We start from the raw sequence: 17,515 nt of genomic DNA, 5'->3' as shown, positions 1-17,515 counted from the left end.
CTGCCCCTCACACTGCCCGCCTCAAAGTTGAAAGTGACAGCGCTGCGCATTCTTTTAAGGAGTCAACATATGAATACATTCGCTTGGGTAGGCTTACTCGTTGTAGTTGCTGTAGCTGCCTTTTTTCTTGGCGCCCTATTTACCAAGAAGAAATTCAAGCAAGATGAATTGGAACAACAAGCGGCAGATGCCAAACATGCACTGGCGCAATTTCGTCAAGATGTTGCAGATCACCTTGATAACACCCGTAAGTTAGTGAATAAAATGCAAGACAACTACACTCAACTGCTGAATCAGGTTGAAGAAACCAACCAATTGCTGGTGATTGAAAAAGTGGTTCATCCTGCCGATCCGTTCTTTTCTAAGGAAACCACGGAACAATTGCAAGCTTCACTGAAAAGTCGCCCTGAGCGTCGCGGTGACCGCTCTACTGCCAGCTCCCAACCTAGTGACTTTGCCGCAGGCACGTCAGGGATATTTTCCGGTCACAGTGCAGAAAATGAGCAAATAAAAGCCTCTTGATGAACTTTTTTTTGACCCCATAGTCTTTAGGGATAGTGAACGTCTTTTCTTAACTGGTGCTTCACTATCTCTATAACGCTTTTTAATTCAGCAAATTAACTTTTTGCAAAACCGAGGGCCATTTCCTCGCATCAGTTAAGCTGCGTTAAAAACCCATAGAGCTAAGCGCACCAAGTGAACTTATATTCTCTTAACGGGAGCAGAATCAGACTATGAAAATGAAATTATCCGTTCTTTGTGCAGCAATTCTTTCCTCTACTATGCTGCTTGGCCCAGTTACTGCCGAGGCAAAATTACCTGTGGCGGTTGATGGGCAAAACCTGCCGACTTTAGCCCCTATGCTTGAGCGTGTAACGCCGGGCGTTGTCAGCATCCAAGTGTCTGGCGCAAAAGAGGTGCGTCGTCGCGTCGACCCATTTGATTTTTTCTTTGGCCAGCCACAACCACGCAGCCAAAAACGCCCCTTCAGTGGCTTAGGCTCTGGTGTAATCATCGATGCTGACGAAGGTTACATCGTTACCAACAACCACGTTATTGAAGATGCAGAAAAAATTGTTGTGACCTTACAAGATGGCCGTGAATTTGAAGCTAAATTGGTCGGCACCGACAAAGAGTCTGATATTGCGCTGCTTGAAGTAGAAGCCGAAAACTTGACTGCGATAAAATTGGCCAACTCAGACAAACTCCGTGTGGGTGATTTTTCTGTCGCCATTGGCAACCCATTTGGTTTAAGTCATACAGTGACCTCGGGGATCATCAGTGCGCTTGGCCGCAGTGGTTTAAATATCGAAGGGTATGAAGACTTTATTCAAACGGATGCGGCAATCAACCAAGGTAACTCAGGCGGCGCTCTAGTCAATCTCAACGGAGAATTAATCGGTATTAACACCGCTATCTTAGGTGCCTCAGGCGGCAACGTTGGCATAGGGTTCGCTATTCCTTCGAATATGATGAAGAACTTGGTTGATCAGATTGTTGAATATGGTCAAGTCCGACGCGGTGCACTTGGTTTATCAGGTCGTACCCTAGACGCTGGTATCGCTAAAGCGCAAGGTATTGAAGTTAAACAAGGCGCCTACGTCATGCAAGTTGAGGCTGATGGTGCAGCCGATGAAGCAGGCATTAAGGCTGGGGATGTGATTGTCAGCGTGAATGATGACCCAGTGGCAAGCTTTGAAGAGCTACGCGGGAAAGTCGCGACTCTCGGTGAAGGTAAAACCGTTGTGATGGGCATTCATCGCGATGGTAAAACCAAAGAATTTAAAGTGACTTTAAAAGGCCAAAGCGAAAAAACGGCAGATGCACAGCGCATACATCCTGCTTTACAAGGTGCCACCTTAGAAAGTGGTGAGCGTGATGGTAACGAGGGTATCGTCGTCACAGCCGTAGAAGCCCGTTCTAATGCAGCACGCGTTGGGCTGGAAGAAGGTGATGTGATCATGCAGGTCAACCGCCAACGCGTTACCACAGTGCGTGATATGAGTAAGATCATCGATGACATTAAAGGTAACGTGGTACTCGGCATTAAACGTGGCCGTGAATCGGTATTCTTGTTAATTCAATAACGGATAAACACAGCGGCACTTGCCGCTGTGTTTTTTTTTGTGCCATCATAAGCACCATTACGATCACAACAATTAGAACATCGTGCTGAAATTCATTAAGTTTGTCCTACCGCCATTGCTAGCTGGGCTGGCTGTCGCATTTGTCGTAACTTTAACGGTGCCATCGCTACGCCAGGCTATCTTGCCAAATATTCCTGTATCCAATCCAATTCGCAGCAATCATATGAGTTTTGCTGAAGGGGTAGAAAAAGCAGCGCCCGCAGTCGTTACAATATTTTCTGAAGGGATCTCTAGTCAACCACGTTATAAACGGCAAAATACCGTCCAAGAGTTAGGCTCTGGCGTGATCATGAGTTCGGACGGCTATATCCTGACTAACTACCATGTGGTGAATAATGCCGATCTCATTATGGTCATCCTGACCGATGGTAGACGTTTTTCTGATGTACAGTTAATTGGATTTGATACCATCACAGACTTGGCACTATTAAAAATTGATGCCAAACACCTACCTGTTATTCCCATTGATGACAATTTCGCACCTCGCGTCGGCGATGTAGTGCTTGCTATCGGCAATCCACTCAATTTGGGTCAAACCATTACTCAAGGTATTATTAGCGCTACCGGTAAGCAAACACTTACCGACAGCCCTTATAACAGCTTGCTGCAAATGGATGCTGCGGTCAATGTGGGTAATTCTGGCGGTGCATTGGTGAATTCAAACGGGGTACTGGTGGGGATCACTTCTGCACAGTTTCGCACACGCTATAACATAGATATCCAAGGCATTTCGTTTGCAGTACCCTATGCGCTGGCAAAAGATGTGATGGCGAAACTGATTAAAGATGGGCGCGTAGTGCGTGGTTATCTCGGCTTTAATGGCGCGCCAGTAGACAAAAATGGCAATGAGATCACCGACCGCTATACGCAAGTATTTGGTATTCGTATCAGTGATTTAGATCCACTCGGCCCAGCGTGGCAAGCAGGCATGAAAGACGGTGACATCATAGTTAAAATGGCAGGGCAAGCCGTCACAAACCCACAAAGCGCACTAAATTTGGTCGGTAATACCCGCCCTGGCACTAAACTGACATTTGAAATTTTCCGCGATGGCCTATATCAAGAAGTGCTAGTTGAAGTGGCAGAATTAGAAACGCGCATTTAGATAATTTGCATTTACCTATAATGCGCGTTTGGAGGTCAAGCGTCGCTTAGTTATGACGACGTTTGATGTTAGCACCCAAGCGACTGAGCTTGTCTTCGATGCGCTGATAACCACGGTCAACGTGATAGATACGATCCACCACTGTTTCACCTTCAGCCACAATCCCCGTCAAAATCAAACTCGCTGAGGCACGTAAATCCGTTGCCATCACTTGTGCACCAGTTAAGCGCGTGGTATCACCACAAATCGCGGTATTACCTTCAAGGCGGATATTTGCCCCCATCCGCTGTAACTCAGGCACGTGCATGAAGCGATTTTCAAAAATCGTTTCTGTGATAGTTGCACTCCCCTTCGCCACCACATTCAGCGCGGTAAATTGCGCCTGCATATCGGTTGGAAAACCCGGATGTGGCATGGTTTTGATGTTCACTGCTTTTAGCTCACGACCACGCATATCAAGATAGATTTGGTCATCTCTGAGTTCAATTAAGGCGTTGGCTGCGCGCAGTTTTTCAATAACCGGCTCTAAACTATGATAATCGGCATGACGACATAAAACCTCACCGCCACTCATGGCTGCTGCAACCAAGAAAGTACCGGTTTCAATTCTGTCTGGTAAAATCGCATGCTCACAACCCTGTAGCCGCTCAACACCATCAATCACGATACATTTACTACCTGCACCTGAGATCTTAGCGCCCATGGCGATTAAACAATTGGCTAAATCCACCACTTCTGGTTCTTGCGCCGCGTTTTCAAGTACAGTACGGCCATCCGCTAGCGTTGCTGCCATTAGCAAGTTTTCAGTGGCGCCAACGCTCACCATGTCCATAAAAATCTCAGCGCCTTTAAGTCGACCTGCCGATTTGGCGTGGATGTAACCGTTTTCAACTTTGATGTCTGCACCCATGCGAGCTAGGCCTTGAATGTGCAAATCAACCGGGCGAGCACCAATAGCACAACCACCAGGTAGCGATACTTGTGCTTGGCCAAATCTTGCTAGCAGCGGTCCAAGTGCCAACACTGAGGCGCGCATTTGTTTCACTAGCTCGTACGGCGCAAGCACTTTGTCGACGCAACTACCATCAACCACTAACGTATCGCCTTGCCAAGCGACTTCTGCGCCCAAGGTTTTTAATAATGCTTCGGTTGTGCCAATGTCACGAAGTTGTGGCACATTGCGAAAGGTACTTTTACCATCTGCCAACAAAGCAGCAAAAAGAATCGGTAAGGCGGCATTTTTAGCGCCGGAGATAGTAACTTCTCCGGCTAGCTGCGTGCCACCTTGGATAACAAATTGATCCATTGTGGCTCCAGTTATTGTGGCAGGATAAATTTGCGCTCACGGCGCCATTCTGTCGGCGTAAACGCTTTAATAGAGAGGGCGTGGATCGTACCTTCCTTAATGGTTTGCATTAACGGACCGTAGATCAGCTGTTGTTTTTTCACACGACTCAAGCCATCGAAGCACTCACCAACAGCAATCACTTCGTAGTGGTTGCCATTCGCTTTAACGATGACTTCATCTAAGGTCAATTGTTCGCGAAGCAAAGCTTCAACTTGGGTTGTTTCCATCGTACTCACTCAAAAAGGTTACTGACCTGACCTAATGCCATTAATTTGCATAGTTGATCAGGTTGATTGGTTAGCTCGAGACGGACGCCTCGAACTTTTAATTCGCCTAATGTGTGAATTAACCAAGCTAAGCCCGCGGTGTCAACCCTAGACACCGCAGAAAGGTCTAATTTGAGTGTTGTTTGCGTATTTTCTAGCTGTTGGTTAAGAAGCCGTTCATTCCCAAGGCTATTGCGGGTGAGTTCACCACTCACCTGCCAAGTATTCGCGTCGAGCTGTTTCAGCACAACATTACTCATTACCGTCCCCACCACGGAACTGAACTGGTAGCTTACTTTTCTTGTCGAGTAGTTCAATAACATACTCAATACCTTGCTGACGTAAAATACCGTGCAGCTCAGTTTGCTTCGCATCTAGTAAGCTAATACCCTCTGCCATCATGTCGTAAGCACGCCATTCTTTGTCTTTGTCACGGCGCACTTTGAAATCAATGCGGATATCAGGTTTGCCACTTTCGACAATTTTGGTCCGCACAATGGCGATATCTTCCGCAGCGAAGTCTCTATCCGCAGAAAATTCCACGGTCTGATTGGTGTACTGAGTAAATACCCCAGCGTAAGTGGCAACCAAGTAGTTTTTAAACACGTCAATAAACTGCTTGATATGTTCTACCGCTTGTTTCTTTTCCGCTTCGTCTTCAATGGTACGCACTTTTTGAATATAGCTGCCTAGTACACGGTATGCCGCATACTTATAATCTATATATGGCAGTAACTCTTGCTCGACGATAACGCGCAAATGTTCTTTGTCCTTAGCTATCACAGGTTGATCTTGCGTGATGCGCTTAAAAGTTTGGTCAGCAACCTGCTGCACCATTTTAAATGGATCTGCGGTATCAACCGCGGCATAGGCAGGCGCCATTGTCGTTACTGCTAATGTTGCAGCGGCAACTAGACTGCGCATTGAATTTGTTAACATACGTGCGAACATAACTTACTCGCCCCCTTGATTAAATAAAAACTGTCCAATCAACTCTTCCAATACCAGAGCTGACTTAGTATCTCTGAACATATCGCCTTCTTTCAGCGCCTTGCTCTCTACACCGAATAATTCGTCAAGACCGTCATCCGTTTTGCTCACCGTATTACCCAAACAGGTTTGTTCAGCATGGTGTGATGCAATTACAGGCGAAATACCTAGGTATTGCTCACCCAAAATGCCCGAAGTTAGGATGGAGACCGAGGTTGTGTCAGCAAACTTACATTCGTACTGTTTATCAATACTCATTTGCACCACAGGCACAAACTCACGTGGGTGGACAAAAATCCCTTCTACTCGACCTATCACCACCCCACCGACTTTAATCGGTGCACGGGTTTTTAACGACCCGATATTGTCGAATTTAGCCTCGATGTGGAATATTTCCCCACTACCGCTTAACCCAGCATTAGCAACTTTGAGTGCCAGCATGGTGAAAGCTGCAATCCCCAAGGCAACAAACACGCCGACTAAAATCTCTATTTTCCGTGTATTCATATCTCAACCCATTAATTCGAAAACATCACAGCGGTTAGAACAAAATCAAGCCCTAATACTGCCAGTGACGAATGCACCACAGTTTCCGTGGTGGCTTTACTAATTCCTTCTGACGTCGGAATACAGTCGTACCCTTTATAAAGCGCAATCCAAGTCACCACGAGTGCAAACACAAAGCTCTTAATTAGGCCATTCAAAATGTCTTTTTCGAACGACACCTGTGCCTGCATGATTGACCAAAAACTGCCAGTATCGACGCCAAGCCAGTCAACCCCAACCAAATGCGCACCAAGAATTGCAATGGCAGAAAAAATCAGTGCTAACAATGGCATACTAATAAATCCTGCCCAAAAACGCGGGGCTATCACACGTTTTAGCGGGTCAACTGCCATCATTTCTAAGCTCGACAATTGCTCAGTGGCTTTCATTAAACCTATTTCTGCAGTGAGCGCACTTCCAGCACGTCCGGCAAATAGCAGCGCCGTAACTACAGGCCCAAGCTCACGCAATAAGCTCAGCGCAACCAACGGACCTAAACTATCTTCCGCACCATAATCAACCAGCACGGTATAGCCTTGTAGCGCCAGTACCATACCGATAAAGAGCCCAGAGACCATGATGATCAATAGTGACTGGTGGCCGACCATATACAGCTGGCGCACTAAAAGTGGTACGCCTTTGCGCGGTTCCGGTAGGTTCCAGAGCGCCCCCACCAACACTTGGGTAGCACGACCAAGTGCAGCAAAACGGCTCAGCGTCTTGTGGCCTAACTTTTGTAATAACGAGATCACGCTTGACCTCCGCTTAATAATTCTTCGGCATAAGGCGCAGCACTATAATGAAATGGCACAGGCCCATCGGACTGGCCTTGTAAAAACTGCTGTACCAGTGGCGAACTATGCGCGCGCATTTGCGCTGGCGTGCCTTCACCTATCACCCCTTGCTTGGCAATAATGACCACATGATCTGCAATACTCATGACTTCGCTGACATCATGCGTCACAATTAACGACGACAAGCCCAGCACTTCGTTCAAAGACTTAATCAAACGCACCAACACCCCCATGGAGATTGGATCTTGTCCGGCAAAAGGCTCGTCATACATAATCAGTTCTGGGTCGAGCGCTATTGCCCGTGCCAGTGCCGCACGACGTGCCATACCACCAGACAACTCCGCAGGCATTAAATCTCGAGCGCCGCGTAGGCCTACCGCTTGGAGCTTCATCAAAACGATTAAACGAATTAAGGATTCACTTAATTTAGTGTGTTCTCTCAGTGGGAAAGCCACATTGTCAAAAACCGACATGTCAGTAAATAAAGCGCCACTTTGGAACAGCATGCTCATTTTGGTACGCGTGTGGTACAACTGGGCACGAGACATAGCAGGAATGCTATCGCCTTCAAAAAGAATGTCGCCGCTATCTGGTTTAAGTTGACCACCGATCAGACGCAACATGGTGGTCTTACCAATGCCACTAGGGCCCATAATGGCGGTGATTTTCCCTTTTGGCACAGTAAAGGTCATATTTTCGTATATAATACGGTCACCGCGCGAAAAGGTCAGATCCTTAATTTCAACAATTGCTTGTGACAACTCGCGCTCCATATCTGATTCCTCGACTGGCGCCCATGATACGTTCTTTCAAATCCCATGGGAAAACAGAATTCGTAAAATTTTGTAATCTTGAATAATCGTTCAATTATAATCTACCTTAATCTCGAATTGCAAACCTGAGTTAGCCGTATGACAGGCAGATTACACGCTTTTGCTTATACTTTTATGCGCTAATTTGTTACTATTTAATGCATTACCCATTGGCTTTATTACCCTGAACTGACATGTTGACTTCACTTATTGTTCTCATTCTTGGTTTTGCCGCGCTCGTGTGGAGTGCTGACCGATTCGTATTTGGTGCTGCGGCACTGGCACGTAATTTTGGTGTCCCGACTTTGATCATTGGTCTTACCATTGTTGCAATGGGTTCATCAGCCCCAGAAATGATGGTCGCCGCACAAGCTGCCTTAGCAGATAAAACCGATACTGCGGTCGGTAACGTGGTTGGCTCTAATATAGCTAACGTATTGTTAGTATTGGGTGTAACGGCCTTGATTAGACCGTTAGCAGTAAGCTCTGGCATTCTTAAGCGGGAAATGCCGATTCTGATTTTAGTCTCATTGGCAGCTTGGTATATCGTCAGTGACAACCATTTTAGCTTCGCGGAAGGGGCTGCTTTAATGGTCGGCTTTGTACTGTTTTTGTTGGGTTTAATTTACATCACCAAAAACAATAAAGACCTTGATGATCCGCTCGTCAGCGAAACGTTGGAAGAAGTACCACAGGGCGTACCCACTTCTAAAGCGTTGCTATGGCTAGTGATTGGTATGGTGTTGTTACCTGTAAGTTCTGGGCTTTTGATTGATGCCGCCGTTGATATCGCAAAATATTTTGGCATGAGTGACCTCTTAATTGGCTTAACCATTATCGCGGTTGGGACGAGTCTGCCAGAGCTGGCAGCCTGCATTGCGGGTGCACTGAAAAAAGAGGATGACCTAGCGCTTGGCAATATTATAGGTTCAAATATCTTCAACATCCTCGCGGTACTGTCACTGGGTGGCCTGATTAATCCCGCAACTATTGATCCTGCGGTTGCGAGCCGTGATATTTACTTTATGCTTGCAGCAGCATTGGTATTAGTGGTGATGAGCTTGAATTTCCGTGGCGCGCGCCGCATTAATCGTCTAGAAGGCGGGCTGTTGGTCACTTCATTTGTCGGCTATATGTATTTCATCATCTAAAACAGGAAGGCAGATGTCTGAATTTAATTTTGTTGCCAGTGCAGGACGTGTGATTGATATCGAGCTACAAGCTATCAATGAAATCCGTCAGTATATCAATGGTCAGTTCACTGCCGCCTGTGAAGCCATGCTAAAGTGTTCAGGCAGAACCATTGTTATCGGTATGGGGAAATCGGGCCATATCGGCAATAAAATAGCAGCTACGCTGGCTTCGACAGGCACCCCGGCATTTTTTGTCCACCCGGGTGAAGCCAGCCATGGCGATTTGGGCATGATCACCAAAGAAGATGTGGTATTGCTTATCTCCAATTCTGGCGAAACCGCTGAAGTGGTCAATATTTTCCCAGTGATTAAACGCCTCGGTTGTTACACCATCGCCATTACTGGTAACCCCTCTTCCACTATGGCGAAACTGGCCAACTGTCATCTCCAAGTTACGGTGTCTCAAGAAGCTTGCCCTCTTGGCCTTGCACCTACTGCGAGCACCACCGCGACCTTAGTACTTGGCGACGCCTTAGCAGTGGCACTGCTGGAAGCGCGTGGCTTTACCGCTGATGATTTTGCACTTTCTCACCCTGGCGGCAGCTTAGGTAAACGTTTGCTGCTAACGTTAGATGATATTATGCATAAAGCAGAGCGCGTGCCTTGTATTAGCCAGCACAGCACTGTCACTGACGCATTATTTGAAATTTCCGCCAAAGGCCTTGGCATGACTGCCATTGTTGATGAATTTGGCCGTTTGCTAGGACTTTTTACTGACGGTGACTTACGTCGTGTGATTGAGCAGAAAGTCGATATTCACACCACGTCTATTGCTACTGTTATGACACAAAAGTGCACCACCGCCAAAGCCAATATGCTCGCGGCTGAAGCGCTCAATATCATGGAAAAGAAACGTATCAATGGTTTGATTGTGGTCGATGATAGTAATAAGCCGATTGGTGCATTAAACACTCAAGATTTACTGCGCGCGGGAGTATTGTAAGCAATGCAATTTGCAGATTTATACCAAGCCATTTCTAGCAACGTAGAGCAGCGCGCCAAAGCCATTAAATTACTTATTTGTGATATTGATGGCGTATTTTCCGATGGCCGTATCTACCTAGGCAACCAAGGTGAAGAGTTAAAAGCCTTTAATACTAAAGATGGTTTTGGCGTGAAAGCGCTTATCAATGCAGGAATTGAAGTCGCAGTGATCACTGGGCGACATTCACAAATTGTTCAGCAGCGCATGACTAGTTTAACGGTGAAGTATATTTTTCAAGGGCAGGAAGACAAGTTGCAAGCTTATGAGCAGTTAAAAACGCAACTTCAGCTTGAGGATGACGAAATTGCCTATATTGGCGATGATGCTCCGGATCTGCCCGTAATGATGCGCGTGGGTTTCGCCGTTGCTACATTCGATGCCCACCCGCTGGTGCTGCGTCATGCCCATTATCGTACCTTGTTGCCAGGCGGTTTTGGCGCAGTGCGAGAGTTAACAGATTTATTGCTGTTGGCCCAAGGTCACAGCTTAGGGTTTACAGGTAGCAGCTCATGACACATGCACGGGCGCTGTTACTGGTTTTCTTTATCGCTATCATGGCTTGGTTGTGGTATCCGTACCTCAACAGCAATATAGTGGCCAGCAAACCAGAAAACGAATTGTTAGTTACGCCTGACTACATCGCCATGGATTTGCAGCAATCTGCCTATAATAAAATTGGCAAATTGAGCCACTCAGTAAAAGCGCAAAAAGTAGAAATGTACCAAGGGCTGGGGTTTTCACACTTCCAGTATCCCATTTTTACAATTTATAACCAGCAGCAAAGTTGGCAACTTACCGCCAATGAAGCAACGTTATATGAAAATAATACTCTGATACTTGAAGGCAATGTTGTTGCCACCAATCAAGGAGAAGCCAGTATGGTTGAGAAAATCACTGCGGCTCATATCCGTGTGGACATCAACAACAAGACGTTGCTTTCGGAACAACCTGTGGTGATCAGCGGCCCTAACCTAACAATAACAGGTAAAGGCTTACATGCAGATTTAAACACAGATATTATTGAACTGAATAATCACACGCGAACTACATATTATGACCAATAAGTTGCTCATCAGCGGCGTCGCTCTACTGTTAAGTTATGCGGCCATTGCCAATACAACCACCACAGAGCCTGTATTTATCGCTTCGGGCAAGCAACAAGCTCAACTTAAATCCAACATAGGTATTTTTGAGGAGAATGTCGAGATTGTGCATGGTAGTCGTAAAATTAGTGCCGACCGGCTCGAAGTTCACCGTCGTGAAGAGCTAGGAGAAAATTCTGAGCTGTTGGTTGCCACCGGAAACCCCGCGCGTTTTCAAGAACAGCAAAGTGACGGCAGTGTGATCAGCGCTTCAGCGCAAGAAGTCCGCTACGACGTTGCCAATCGTACTCTTACTATCAGTGGTAATGCAGAAATCATGCAGGCTGGGCAAAAAATCAATGCCGATGTGATTGTTTACGACATGGCTAAGCAACTGATTAATGCTGAGCGCAGCAGCAATAGCAAAGGTCAGGTAAAGACTATTTTAGTGCCTGAGCAAAAAGATAAGAAGCAAAACAAGGAGCAAGGTAAACCGTGAGTGTGTTAACTGCAAATTGTTTAGCAAAAAGCTACAAGGGCCGCGAGGTTGTTAAAAACGTCGGATTAAGCATTGAAGCGGGCAGCATAGTCGGCTTACTTGGCCCAAATGGCGCGGGTAAAACCACTACCTTTTATATGATTGTAGGGCTTGTGCCAAGCGATAAAGGCTCAATCCATATTGATGAACAAGACATCACGCTGCTGCCAATGCATAGCCGCGCTCGCCTTGGGATTGGTTACCTACCGCAAGAATCTTCTATTTTTAGGAAGTTAACGGTTTACCAAAACCTGATGGCGATTTTAGAAACACGCAAATCGCTGAAACGCAATCAACGCGAACAGATCCTCGATGAACTATTAGATGAGTTTAATATTCAACATATTAGAGATAGTTTAGGGATGGCTTTATCGGGTGGTGAGCGTCGCCGAGTGGAAATTGCTCGCGCTTTAGCCGCAAATCCAAAATTTATTCTCTTAGATGAGCCTTTTGCTGGCGTTGATCCGATTTCAGTGTTAGATATAAAGAAAATAATCGAGCACTTAAAGAATCGCGGTATTGGAGTGCTGATCACAGATCATAACGTGCGCGAAACCCTTGATGTCTGTGAGAAGGCATATATTGTTTCGCATGGTGAACTAATCGCCGCTGGCACTCCCGAACACGTACTCGCAGATCAAACTGTGCGCGACGTCTACCTAGGCGAACAATTCAGGCTATAGTTTTTGTAGTACAGTCGCCTATTTGAATTGAACACTTAGAAAAAGGATTGTTAGAGATACATGAGGCAATCATTACAGCTGCGCATGGGCCAGCAACTCACAATGACGCCACAGTTACAACAAGCTATCCGCTTGCTGCAGCTCAGTACGTTGGATCTCCAGCAAGAAATCCAAGAGGCGCTCGACAGCAATCCACTCTTAGAAGTGGATGAGCAAGATAGTGACGCAGAAACCGGTTCAGCTGACAACGACTTTGATTTTAGCGTCTCGAGTAGCAGTGGTGAAGAGCAAAACAATGAATTTGAAGGCAACGATTTCGAAGCAGGCAATGACTTTGAAGAATCGGTCAGCGATTATGAAATGGAAGCTGGTGATGCACTCAATAAGGATACTGTCAGCGACGAATTAGCGATGGATGTCACTTGGGACGAATATATGAGCGCAGCGCCCAGCAGTGGCTCTGGTGCTATGAGTGACGAAGACACCGTCTACCAAGGTGAAACCACCGAAACCTTACACGAATACTTGATGTGGCAATTGGAGCTCACGCCGTTTAGCCCCACCGATCGCGCCATTGCCGTGGCAATTGTCGAAGCCGTTGATGAGTCAGGTATGCTGACGGTTAGCACTGAAGACATTATGCACAGCCTTAATGAGGGTAGTGAAGAAGCTGAACCGATTGAGCTGGACGAGGTAGAAGCCGTCCTTAAACGTGTACAACTTTTTGATCCGATTGGAATTGCCGCACGCAGCTTGCAGGAATGCTTGTGCATTCAACTCAATCAATATGACCCAACTACACCTTGGCTGAGCGAAACCAAACAGATCCTCAACGAACATATTGAGCTTTTAGCCAGTCGCGACTATCGCACTTTGATGAAAAAGACTAAGCTAAAGGAAGATGAGCTAAAAGAAGTCATGACGCTCATTCACAGTTTAAGCCCAAAACCAGCTGCAACCGTGATCCACGAAGAACCAGAATACGTGATCCCAGATGTGTCGGTCAAAAAAGTCAAAGGTCGTTGGGTAGTTGAACTGAATCCAGATTGTATGCCGAAAATTCGTGTTAACGATCAATATGCCGCGATGAGCCGCTCGGTGCGCTCATCAAGCGATAGTCAGTTTATTCGCTCCCATTTACAGGAAGCGAAGTGGTTTATAAAAAGTTTGGAAAGCCGCAACGAAACCTTGCTAAAAGTGGCTAACTGTATTGTGAAGCAACAGCAGGCATTTTTTGAACATGGCCCAGAGGCAATGCGTCCTATGGTGCTAAATGATGTGGCTGAAATGGTGGAAATGCATGAATCTACCATTTCTCGGGTTACCACCCAGAAGTATATGCACACCCCGCGTGGCATTTTTGAGCTGAAATATTTCTTCTCAAGCCATGTAAGTACTGAAAACGGAGGTGAGTGCTCGTCAACAGCAATTCGGGCGCTCATTAAAAAGCTAATCGCCGCGGAAAAACCTACTAAGCCATTGAGCGACAGTAAAATCGCGGATATATTAGCGGAACAAGGAATTCAAGTGGCGAGACGCACTATTGCAAAATATCGTGAGTCTCTGGCTATACCACCGTCAAATCAGCGCAAGAGCCTGATCTGAGACGTAAAACAAAGAAGGAAGAATGCTTATGCAACTAAATCTAACTGGTCGTCACGTTGAAATTACCGATTCACTCAGGGATTATGTCACCAACAAGTTTGCGAAGCTGGAGCGACATTTCGATCATATCAACAATGTACATGTTATCCTTGATGTAGAAAAATTGATCCATAAAGCGGAAGCAAGCCTTCATGTGAATGGCGGAGAGTTATTTGCTTCGACAGAGCATCAAGACATGTATGCGGCCATCGATTTGTTATTAGATAAGTTAGATAGGCAAGTCATAAAACATAAAGAAAAGATGATCCGACACTAAAATGAAACTAAGTGCATTAATTTCAAAGGACTGCAGCAAAGCTGCAGTCCTTTTTAGTAGCAAAAAACGCATTCTCGAATACATCAGTGAACTGGCCCACCAACAGCTTCCCGACCTTGATCAACATGATATCCTCGACGCTTTATTAGCCCGTGAAAAACTCGGTAGTACTGGCATTGGTAAAGGCGTTGCACTGCCACATGGTCGTATGGCCGCAGTCGATAAAGTGCTAGTGATGGTCTTGGTTAATCAAGAAGCCATTGATTACGATGCCATCGACAATCGCCCCGTCGATATTTTCGTGGCACTCATCGTACCTGAGGGCGATAATCAAACTCATTTGCAGACCTTAGCCGCAATCGCTGATAAACTGAGGGACAAAGAATTTTGTCGTATGTTGCGTCAGGCGCAAAGTGACGAACAACTCTTTGAAATATTGTCGAGCTAAGTAAGGTAAAGAGATGGAACTAATTATTGTCAGCGGTCGCTCAGGTTCGGGTAAATCCGTCGCACTTCGGGTTTTAGAAGACTTGGGCTTTTATTGTGTCGACAATATTCCCGTCAATTTATTGCCGTCTTTGGTCCGTATTGCGGCTGACAGCTATGACAAAATTGCGGTCAGTATCGACGTCCGTAATTTGCCCAAAGAGCAGCAAGAATTCAATGACATCATTGAATATTTGCCCGCGTTTGCCAAGCCCACTTTGTTCTATCTCGACAGTGACGACCAAACCTTAATCAAACGTTATTCAGAAACGAGACGTTTACACCCGCTGTCTATCAATAATATGCCGCTGGATTTGGCGATCGCCGAAGAAAAAATCCTGCTAGATGTACTTATCACTCGCGCCGATGTGATTTTAGATACCACAGGGATGAGCGTACATCAGCTGGCAGAAACCATACGTGAAAAAATCCTTGGCAAAAAAGACAAGTCACTTATAGTGACCTTTATGTCATTTGGTTTTAAACATGGTTTGCCCAAAGAAGCTGACTATGTGTTTGACGCACGTTTTTTACCTAACCCGCATTGGGAACCTGAACTAAAACCGCTTACTGGGCTTGATCAACCCGTTAAGGATTATCTTGCCAGCCATAGCATAGTGCAGAAGTTTACTTGGCAGATCCAAACCTTTGTGCAAACTTGGTTACCGCATTTAGAGCGTAATAATCGAAGCTACTTAACCATAGCGATTGGTTGTACGGGTGGGCAGCACCGTTCTGTTTACTTAGCTCAAACTATCGGTGAGAGTTTCCAGCGTACCCATAGTAATGTGAAAATCCGTCATCGGGAACAACCTGTCCATGCAAGTTGAAAACACTTTTCTAATCAAAAATAAGCTCGGTTTACACGCCCGTGCCGCTACTGTGCTGGCGCAATTAGCGATGCAGTTTGATGCGCAAATAACCCTCTTTCAAGACGATAAAATGGCCGAAGGGGATAGCGTACTGGCGCTGATGTTACTTGAAAGCAGCCAAGGTAAGGAAGTGCGCGTAGTGTGCGAAGGCCCAGATGCAAAACCCGCTTTGGCAGCGATTGGCGAATTAATCGCCGACCGATTCCACGAAGCTGAATAAGTCGCTGATTTACGCCTTAAATCTGGCTTGGTAAGCGCAGGTTAATTGGTTACACTTATACTATACGCGCCAATCATCACCCATTTTGCGGAATGCCTATGCCAGAGACCTTCGAACAAGACTATACACTGCAGCAACTAAAACAGGTCACTAAAGCGCTCAACAGTGGACAGTTTGTTCAGGTCCGTCGCATGCTCGCCGAAACCGCGCCATGCGATACTGCCCTCCTCTTAGAATCGTCACCACATAAGATCCGGACATTATTGTGGCAATTGGTCGATCCTGATATTCAAGGTGACATCCTCGAAGAGCTTTCAGAAGACGTACGTTTGGGCATTATTGCGCAAATGGAACCCGAGCTTATCGCCGCCGCCACCGAAGACATGGATGATGACGACCTTGGTGAAGTACTTCGTAGCCTGCCCGAGCCTGTCTATCAAGACGTTTTGAGCGCTATGGACACCACAGATAGGCAAAGGGCAACGCAAGCGCTCTCGTATCAGGAGCGTACCGCTGGTGCGTTGATGAACAGCGATACCGTGACCATACGCCCAGATGTGTCATTAGATGTGGTGCTCCGTTATCTGCGCCTAAAAGGCGAATTACCCGATGGTACGGACGACCTCTATGTGGTTGACAAAGACAACTGCTTTTTAGGTTCATTGCCACTGAGTACGCTACTGACCAACTCGCCTGATAAAATCGTGCGCGACCTCATGGATCTCGAAAAAGAAGCTATCCCGATTTCCATGGATGAAAGTGACGTGGCACAGTTGTTCGAACGTCATAACTGGATCTCTGCCCCTGTTGTCGATGACAACAAGCATCTTCTGGGACGGATCACCATCGACGATATCGTTGACGTTATCCGCGAAGACGCCGAACACAGTTTGATGAGTATGGCGGGTCTTGATGATGAAGAAGATACCTTTGCACCAGTAATGAAGTCCAGCCAACGCCGCTCTATATGGCTTGGGATCAATTTATTGACTGCGCTATTGGCTGCATTTGTCGCCAGCTTCTTTGAAGGCACGCTCGACCTTTTACCTATCTTGGCGGTGCTTAACGGCATCGTCCCTAGCATGGGTGGCGTTGCGGGTAGCCAAACACTAACGCTCGTGATCCGCGGTATTGCGCTTGGTCATATTAATAGCGCTAACCAAAGATTTATTCTCGGAAAAGAACTGGCTATCGGTGCCCTCAACGGTTTACTTTGGTCAGTATTAATTGCGGGTGTCATCGCCATTTGGCAGTGGGATTTCAAACTTGGTGCAGTTATCGCTTTTGCGATGTTTATGAACTTATTAGCAGCAGGTATTGCAGGCGCCAGTGTGCCGCTTATTCTTAAACGCCTGAAAATCGACCCAGCTTTGGCTGGCAGTGTGGTGTTGACGACAGTTACAGATATTGTCGGGATCTTTGCGTTCCTTGGTACTGCAACCTGGTTTTTAGTATAAAACTAGAAGACTGTGCCAAACTACTAGGAGTTGCAGGCACGCGCCAGAAGAGTAAATCCCCATAAGCATA

Annotated in this window: 22 protein-coding genes; 15 read left to right on the top strand and 7 right to left on the bottom strand. The window is 46.3% G+C overall.

The features are described from left to right. The first annotated feature begins 69 nt into the window (after positions 1-69). From ACFOEE_RS10855 to ACFOEE_RS10845, 3 genes are all read left to right on the top strand, one after another. On the top strand, positions 70-522 hold the full coding sequence (locus ACFOEE_RS10855; RefSeq protein ID WP_377124085.1) for a ZapG family protein: 453 nt from the start codon (positions 70-72) through the stop codon (positions 520-522). A 212-nt stretch (positions 523-734) separates the two neighbouring features. Beyond that, positions 735-2,087, top strand: a complete 1,353-nt coding sequence (locus ACFOEE_RS10850) for a DegQ family serine endoprotease (protein WP_377124083.1) — start codon at positions 735-737, stop codon at positions 2,085-2,087. Between the two features lie 82 nt (positions 2,088-2,169). Beyond that, entirely contained in the window at positions 2,170-3,252 is a 1,083-nt protein-coding gene (locus ACFOEE_RS10845) for a trypsin-like peptidase domain-containing protein (RefSeq protein WP_377124081.1), read from the top strand. Positions 3,253-3,298: 46 nt separating this feature from the next. Here ACFOEE_RS10845 and murA read toward each other — a convergent pair whose 3' ends face one another. The 7 genes from murA to ACFOEE_RS10810 form a co-directional block, all read right to left on the bottom strand. Then, a complete protein-coding gene (gene murA, locus ACFOEE_RS10840) occupies positions 3,299-4,558 on the bottom strand; it encodes a UDP-N-acetylglucosamine 1-carboxyvinyltransferase (RefSeq protein ID WP_377124079.1) in 1,260 nt (419 codons plus the stop codon). A gap of 11 nt (positions 4,559-4,569) precedes the next feature. Continuing rightward, positions 4,570-4,827 (bottom strand): BolA family protein, encoded by a 258-nt coding sequence (locus ACFOEE_RS10835; protein WP_377124077.1) that lies wholly within the window; start codon positions 4,825-4,827, stop codon positions 4,570-4,572. A gap of 5 nt (positions 4,828-4,832) precedes the next feature. Then, positions 4,833-5,126, bottom strand: a complete 294-nt coding sequence (locus ACFOEE_RS10830) for an STAS domain-containing protein (RefSeq protein ID WP_377124075.1) — start codon at positions 5,124-5,126, stop codon at positions 4,833-4,835. Continuing rightward, positions 5,119-5,748 carry an MlaC/ttg2D family ABC transporter substrate-binding protein gene (locus ACFOEE_RS10825; RefSeq protein ID WP_377124423.1) on the bottom strand — a complete coding sequence of 210 codons (630 nt, stop codon included), beginning with the start codon at positions 5,746-5,748 and terminating at the stop codon, positions 5,119-5,121. Before ACFOEE_RS10825 ends, ACFOEE_RS10830 begins: the two co-directional genes overlap by 8 nt. 72 nt (positions 5,749-5,820) lie before the next feature. Beyond that, positions 5,821-6,363 (bottom strand): outer membrane lipid asymmetry maintenance protein MlaD, encoded by a 543-nt coding sequence (gene mlaD, locus ACFOEE_RS10820; protein ID WP_377124073.1) that lies wholly within the window; start codon positions 6,361-6,363, stop codon positions 5,821-5,823. Between the two features lie 11 nt (positions 6,364-6,374). Then, complete coding sequence (gene mlaE, locus ACFOEE_RS10815; protein ID WP_377124071.1) at positions 6,375-7,154, bottom strand: lipid asymmetry maintenance ABC transporter permease subunit MlaE; 780 nt, start codon at positions 7,152-7,154, stop codon at positions 6,375-6,377. Continuing rightward, on the bottom strand, positions 7,151-7,969 hold the full coding sequence (locus ACFOEE_RS10810; protein ID WP_377124069.1) for an ATP-binding cassette domain-containing protein: 819 nt from the start codon (positions 7,967-7,969) through the stop codon (positions 7,151-7,153). The genes mlaE and ACFOEE_RS10810 overlap by 4 nt, the downstream gene beginning before the upstream one ends. A 233-nt stretch (positions 7,970-8,202) precedes the next feature. Here ACFOEE_RS10810 and ACFOEE_RS10805 point away from each other — a divergent pair, with 233 nt between their 5' ends. The 12 genes from ACFOEE_RS10805 to mgtE all read left to right on the top strand — a co-directional run bounded on the left by ACFOEE_RS10805 (position 8,203) and on the right by mgtE (position 17,445). Then, the gene (locus ACFOEE_RS10805; RefSeq protein ID WP_377124067.1) at positions 8,203-9,159 is read left to right on the top strand and encodes a calcium/sodium antiporter; all 957 of its coding nucleotides are present in this window, start codon (positions 8,203-8,205) and stop codon (positions 9,157-9,159) included. Between the two features lie 13 nt (positions 9,160-9,172). Further along, a complete protein-coding gene (locus ACFOEE_RS10800) occupies positions 9,173-10,144 on the top strand; it encodes a KpsF/GutQ family sugar-phosphate isomerase (protein WP_377124065.1) in 972 nt (323 codons plus the stop codon). A gap of 3 nt (positions 10,145-10,147) precedes the next feature. Then, complete coding sequence (gene kdsC / locus ACFOEE_RS10795) at positions 10,148-10,699, top strand: 3-deoxy-manno-octulosonate-8-phosphatase KdsC (RefSeq protein ID WP_377124063.1); 552 nt, start codon at positions 10,148-10,150, stop codon at positions 10,697-10,699. Beyond that, positions 10,696-11,250: an LPS export ABC transporter periplasmic protein LptC gene (gene lptC, locus ACFOEE_RS10790; RefSeq protein ID WP_377124061.1), complete on the top strand. Its 555-nt coding sequence runs from the start codon at positions 10,696-10,698 to the stop codon at positions 11,248-11,250. Before kdsC ends, lptC begins: the two co-directional genes overlap by 4 nt. Continuing rightward, the gene (lptA, locus tag ACFOEE_RS10785; RefSeq protein WP_377124059.1) at positions 11,240-11,767 is read left to right on the top strand and encodes a lipopolysaccharide transport periplasmic protein LptA; all 528 of its coding nucleotides are present in this window, start codon (positions 11,240-11,242) and stop codon (positions 11,765-11,767) included. The genes lptC and lptA overlap by 11 nt, the downstream gene beginning before the upstream one ends. Continuing rightward, complete coding sequence (lptB, locus tag ACFOEE_RS10780; protein ID WP_377124057.1) at positions 11,764-12,489, top strand: LPS export ABC transporter ATP-binding protein; 726 nt, start codon at positions 11,764-11,766, stop codon at positions 12,487-12,489. Before lptA ends, lptB begins: the two co-directional genes overlap by 4 nt. 60 nt (positions 12,490-12,549) lie before the next feature. Continuing rightward, on the top strand, positions 12,550-14,094 hold the full coding sequence (locus ACFOEE_RS10775; RefSeq protein ID WP_377124055.1) for an RNA polymerase factor sigma-54: 1,545 nt from the start codon (positions 12,550-12,552) through the stop codon (positions 14,092-14,094). Between the two features lie 28 nt (positions 14,095-14,122). Next, positions 14,123-14,410, top strand: coding sequence for a ribosome hibernation promoting factor (hpf, locus tag ACFOEE_RS10770; protein ID WP_377124053.1), 288 nt, complete (start codon positions 14,123-14,125; stop codon positions 14,408-14,410). 1 nt (position 14,411) lies between these two features. Beyond that, entirely contained in the window at positions 14,412-14,858 is a 447-nt protein-coding gene (gene ptsN / locus ACFOEE_RS10765) for a PTS IIA-like nitrogen regulatory protein PtsN (RefSeq protein WP_377124051.1), read from the top strand. 13 nt (positions 14,859-14,871) lie between these two features. Further along, entirely contained in the window at positions 14,872-15,726 is an 855-nt protein-coding gene (gene rapZ, locus ACFOEE_RS10760) for an RNase adapter RapZ (RefSeq protein WP_377124049.1), read from the top strand. Further along, positions 15,716-15,988 carry an HPr family phosphocarrier protein gene (locus ACFOEE_RS10755; RefSeq protein WP_377124047.1) on the top strand — a complete coding sequence of 91 codons (273 nt, stop codon included), beginning with the start codon at positions 15,716-15,718 and terminating at the stop codon, positions 15,986-15,988. Before rapZ ends, ACFOEE_RS10755 begins: the two co-directional genes overlap by 11 nt. A gap of 98 nt (positions 15,989-16,086) precedes the next feature. Next, entirely contained in the window at positions 16,087-17,445 is a 1,359-nt protein-coding gene (gene mgtE / locus ACFOEE_RS10750; RefSeq protein ID WP_377124045.1) for a magnesium transporter, read from the top strand. Positions 17,446-17,515 lie beyond the last annotated feature (70 nt).

Origin of the sequence: Pseudoalteromonas fenneropenaei (assembly GCF_042643375.1) — a bacterium.
Taxonomy (GTDB): domain Bacteria; phylum Pseudomonadota; class Gammaproteobacteria; order Enterobacterales; family Alteromonadaceae; genus Pseudoalteromonas; species Pseudoalteromonas fenneropenaei.
Note: the sequence above shows the minus strand (reverse complement) of the source record. Positions and strands in the feature narration are given on the sequence as shown.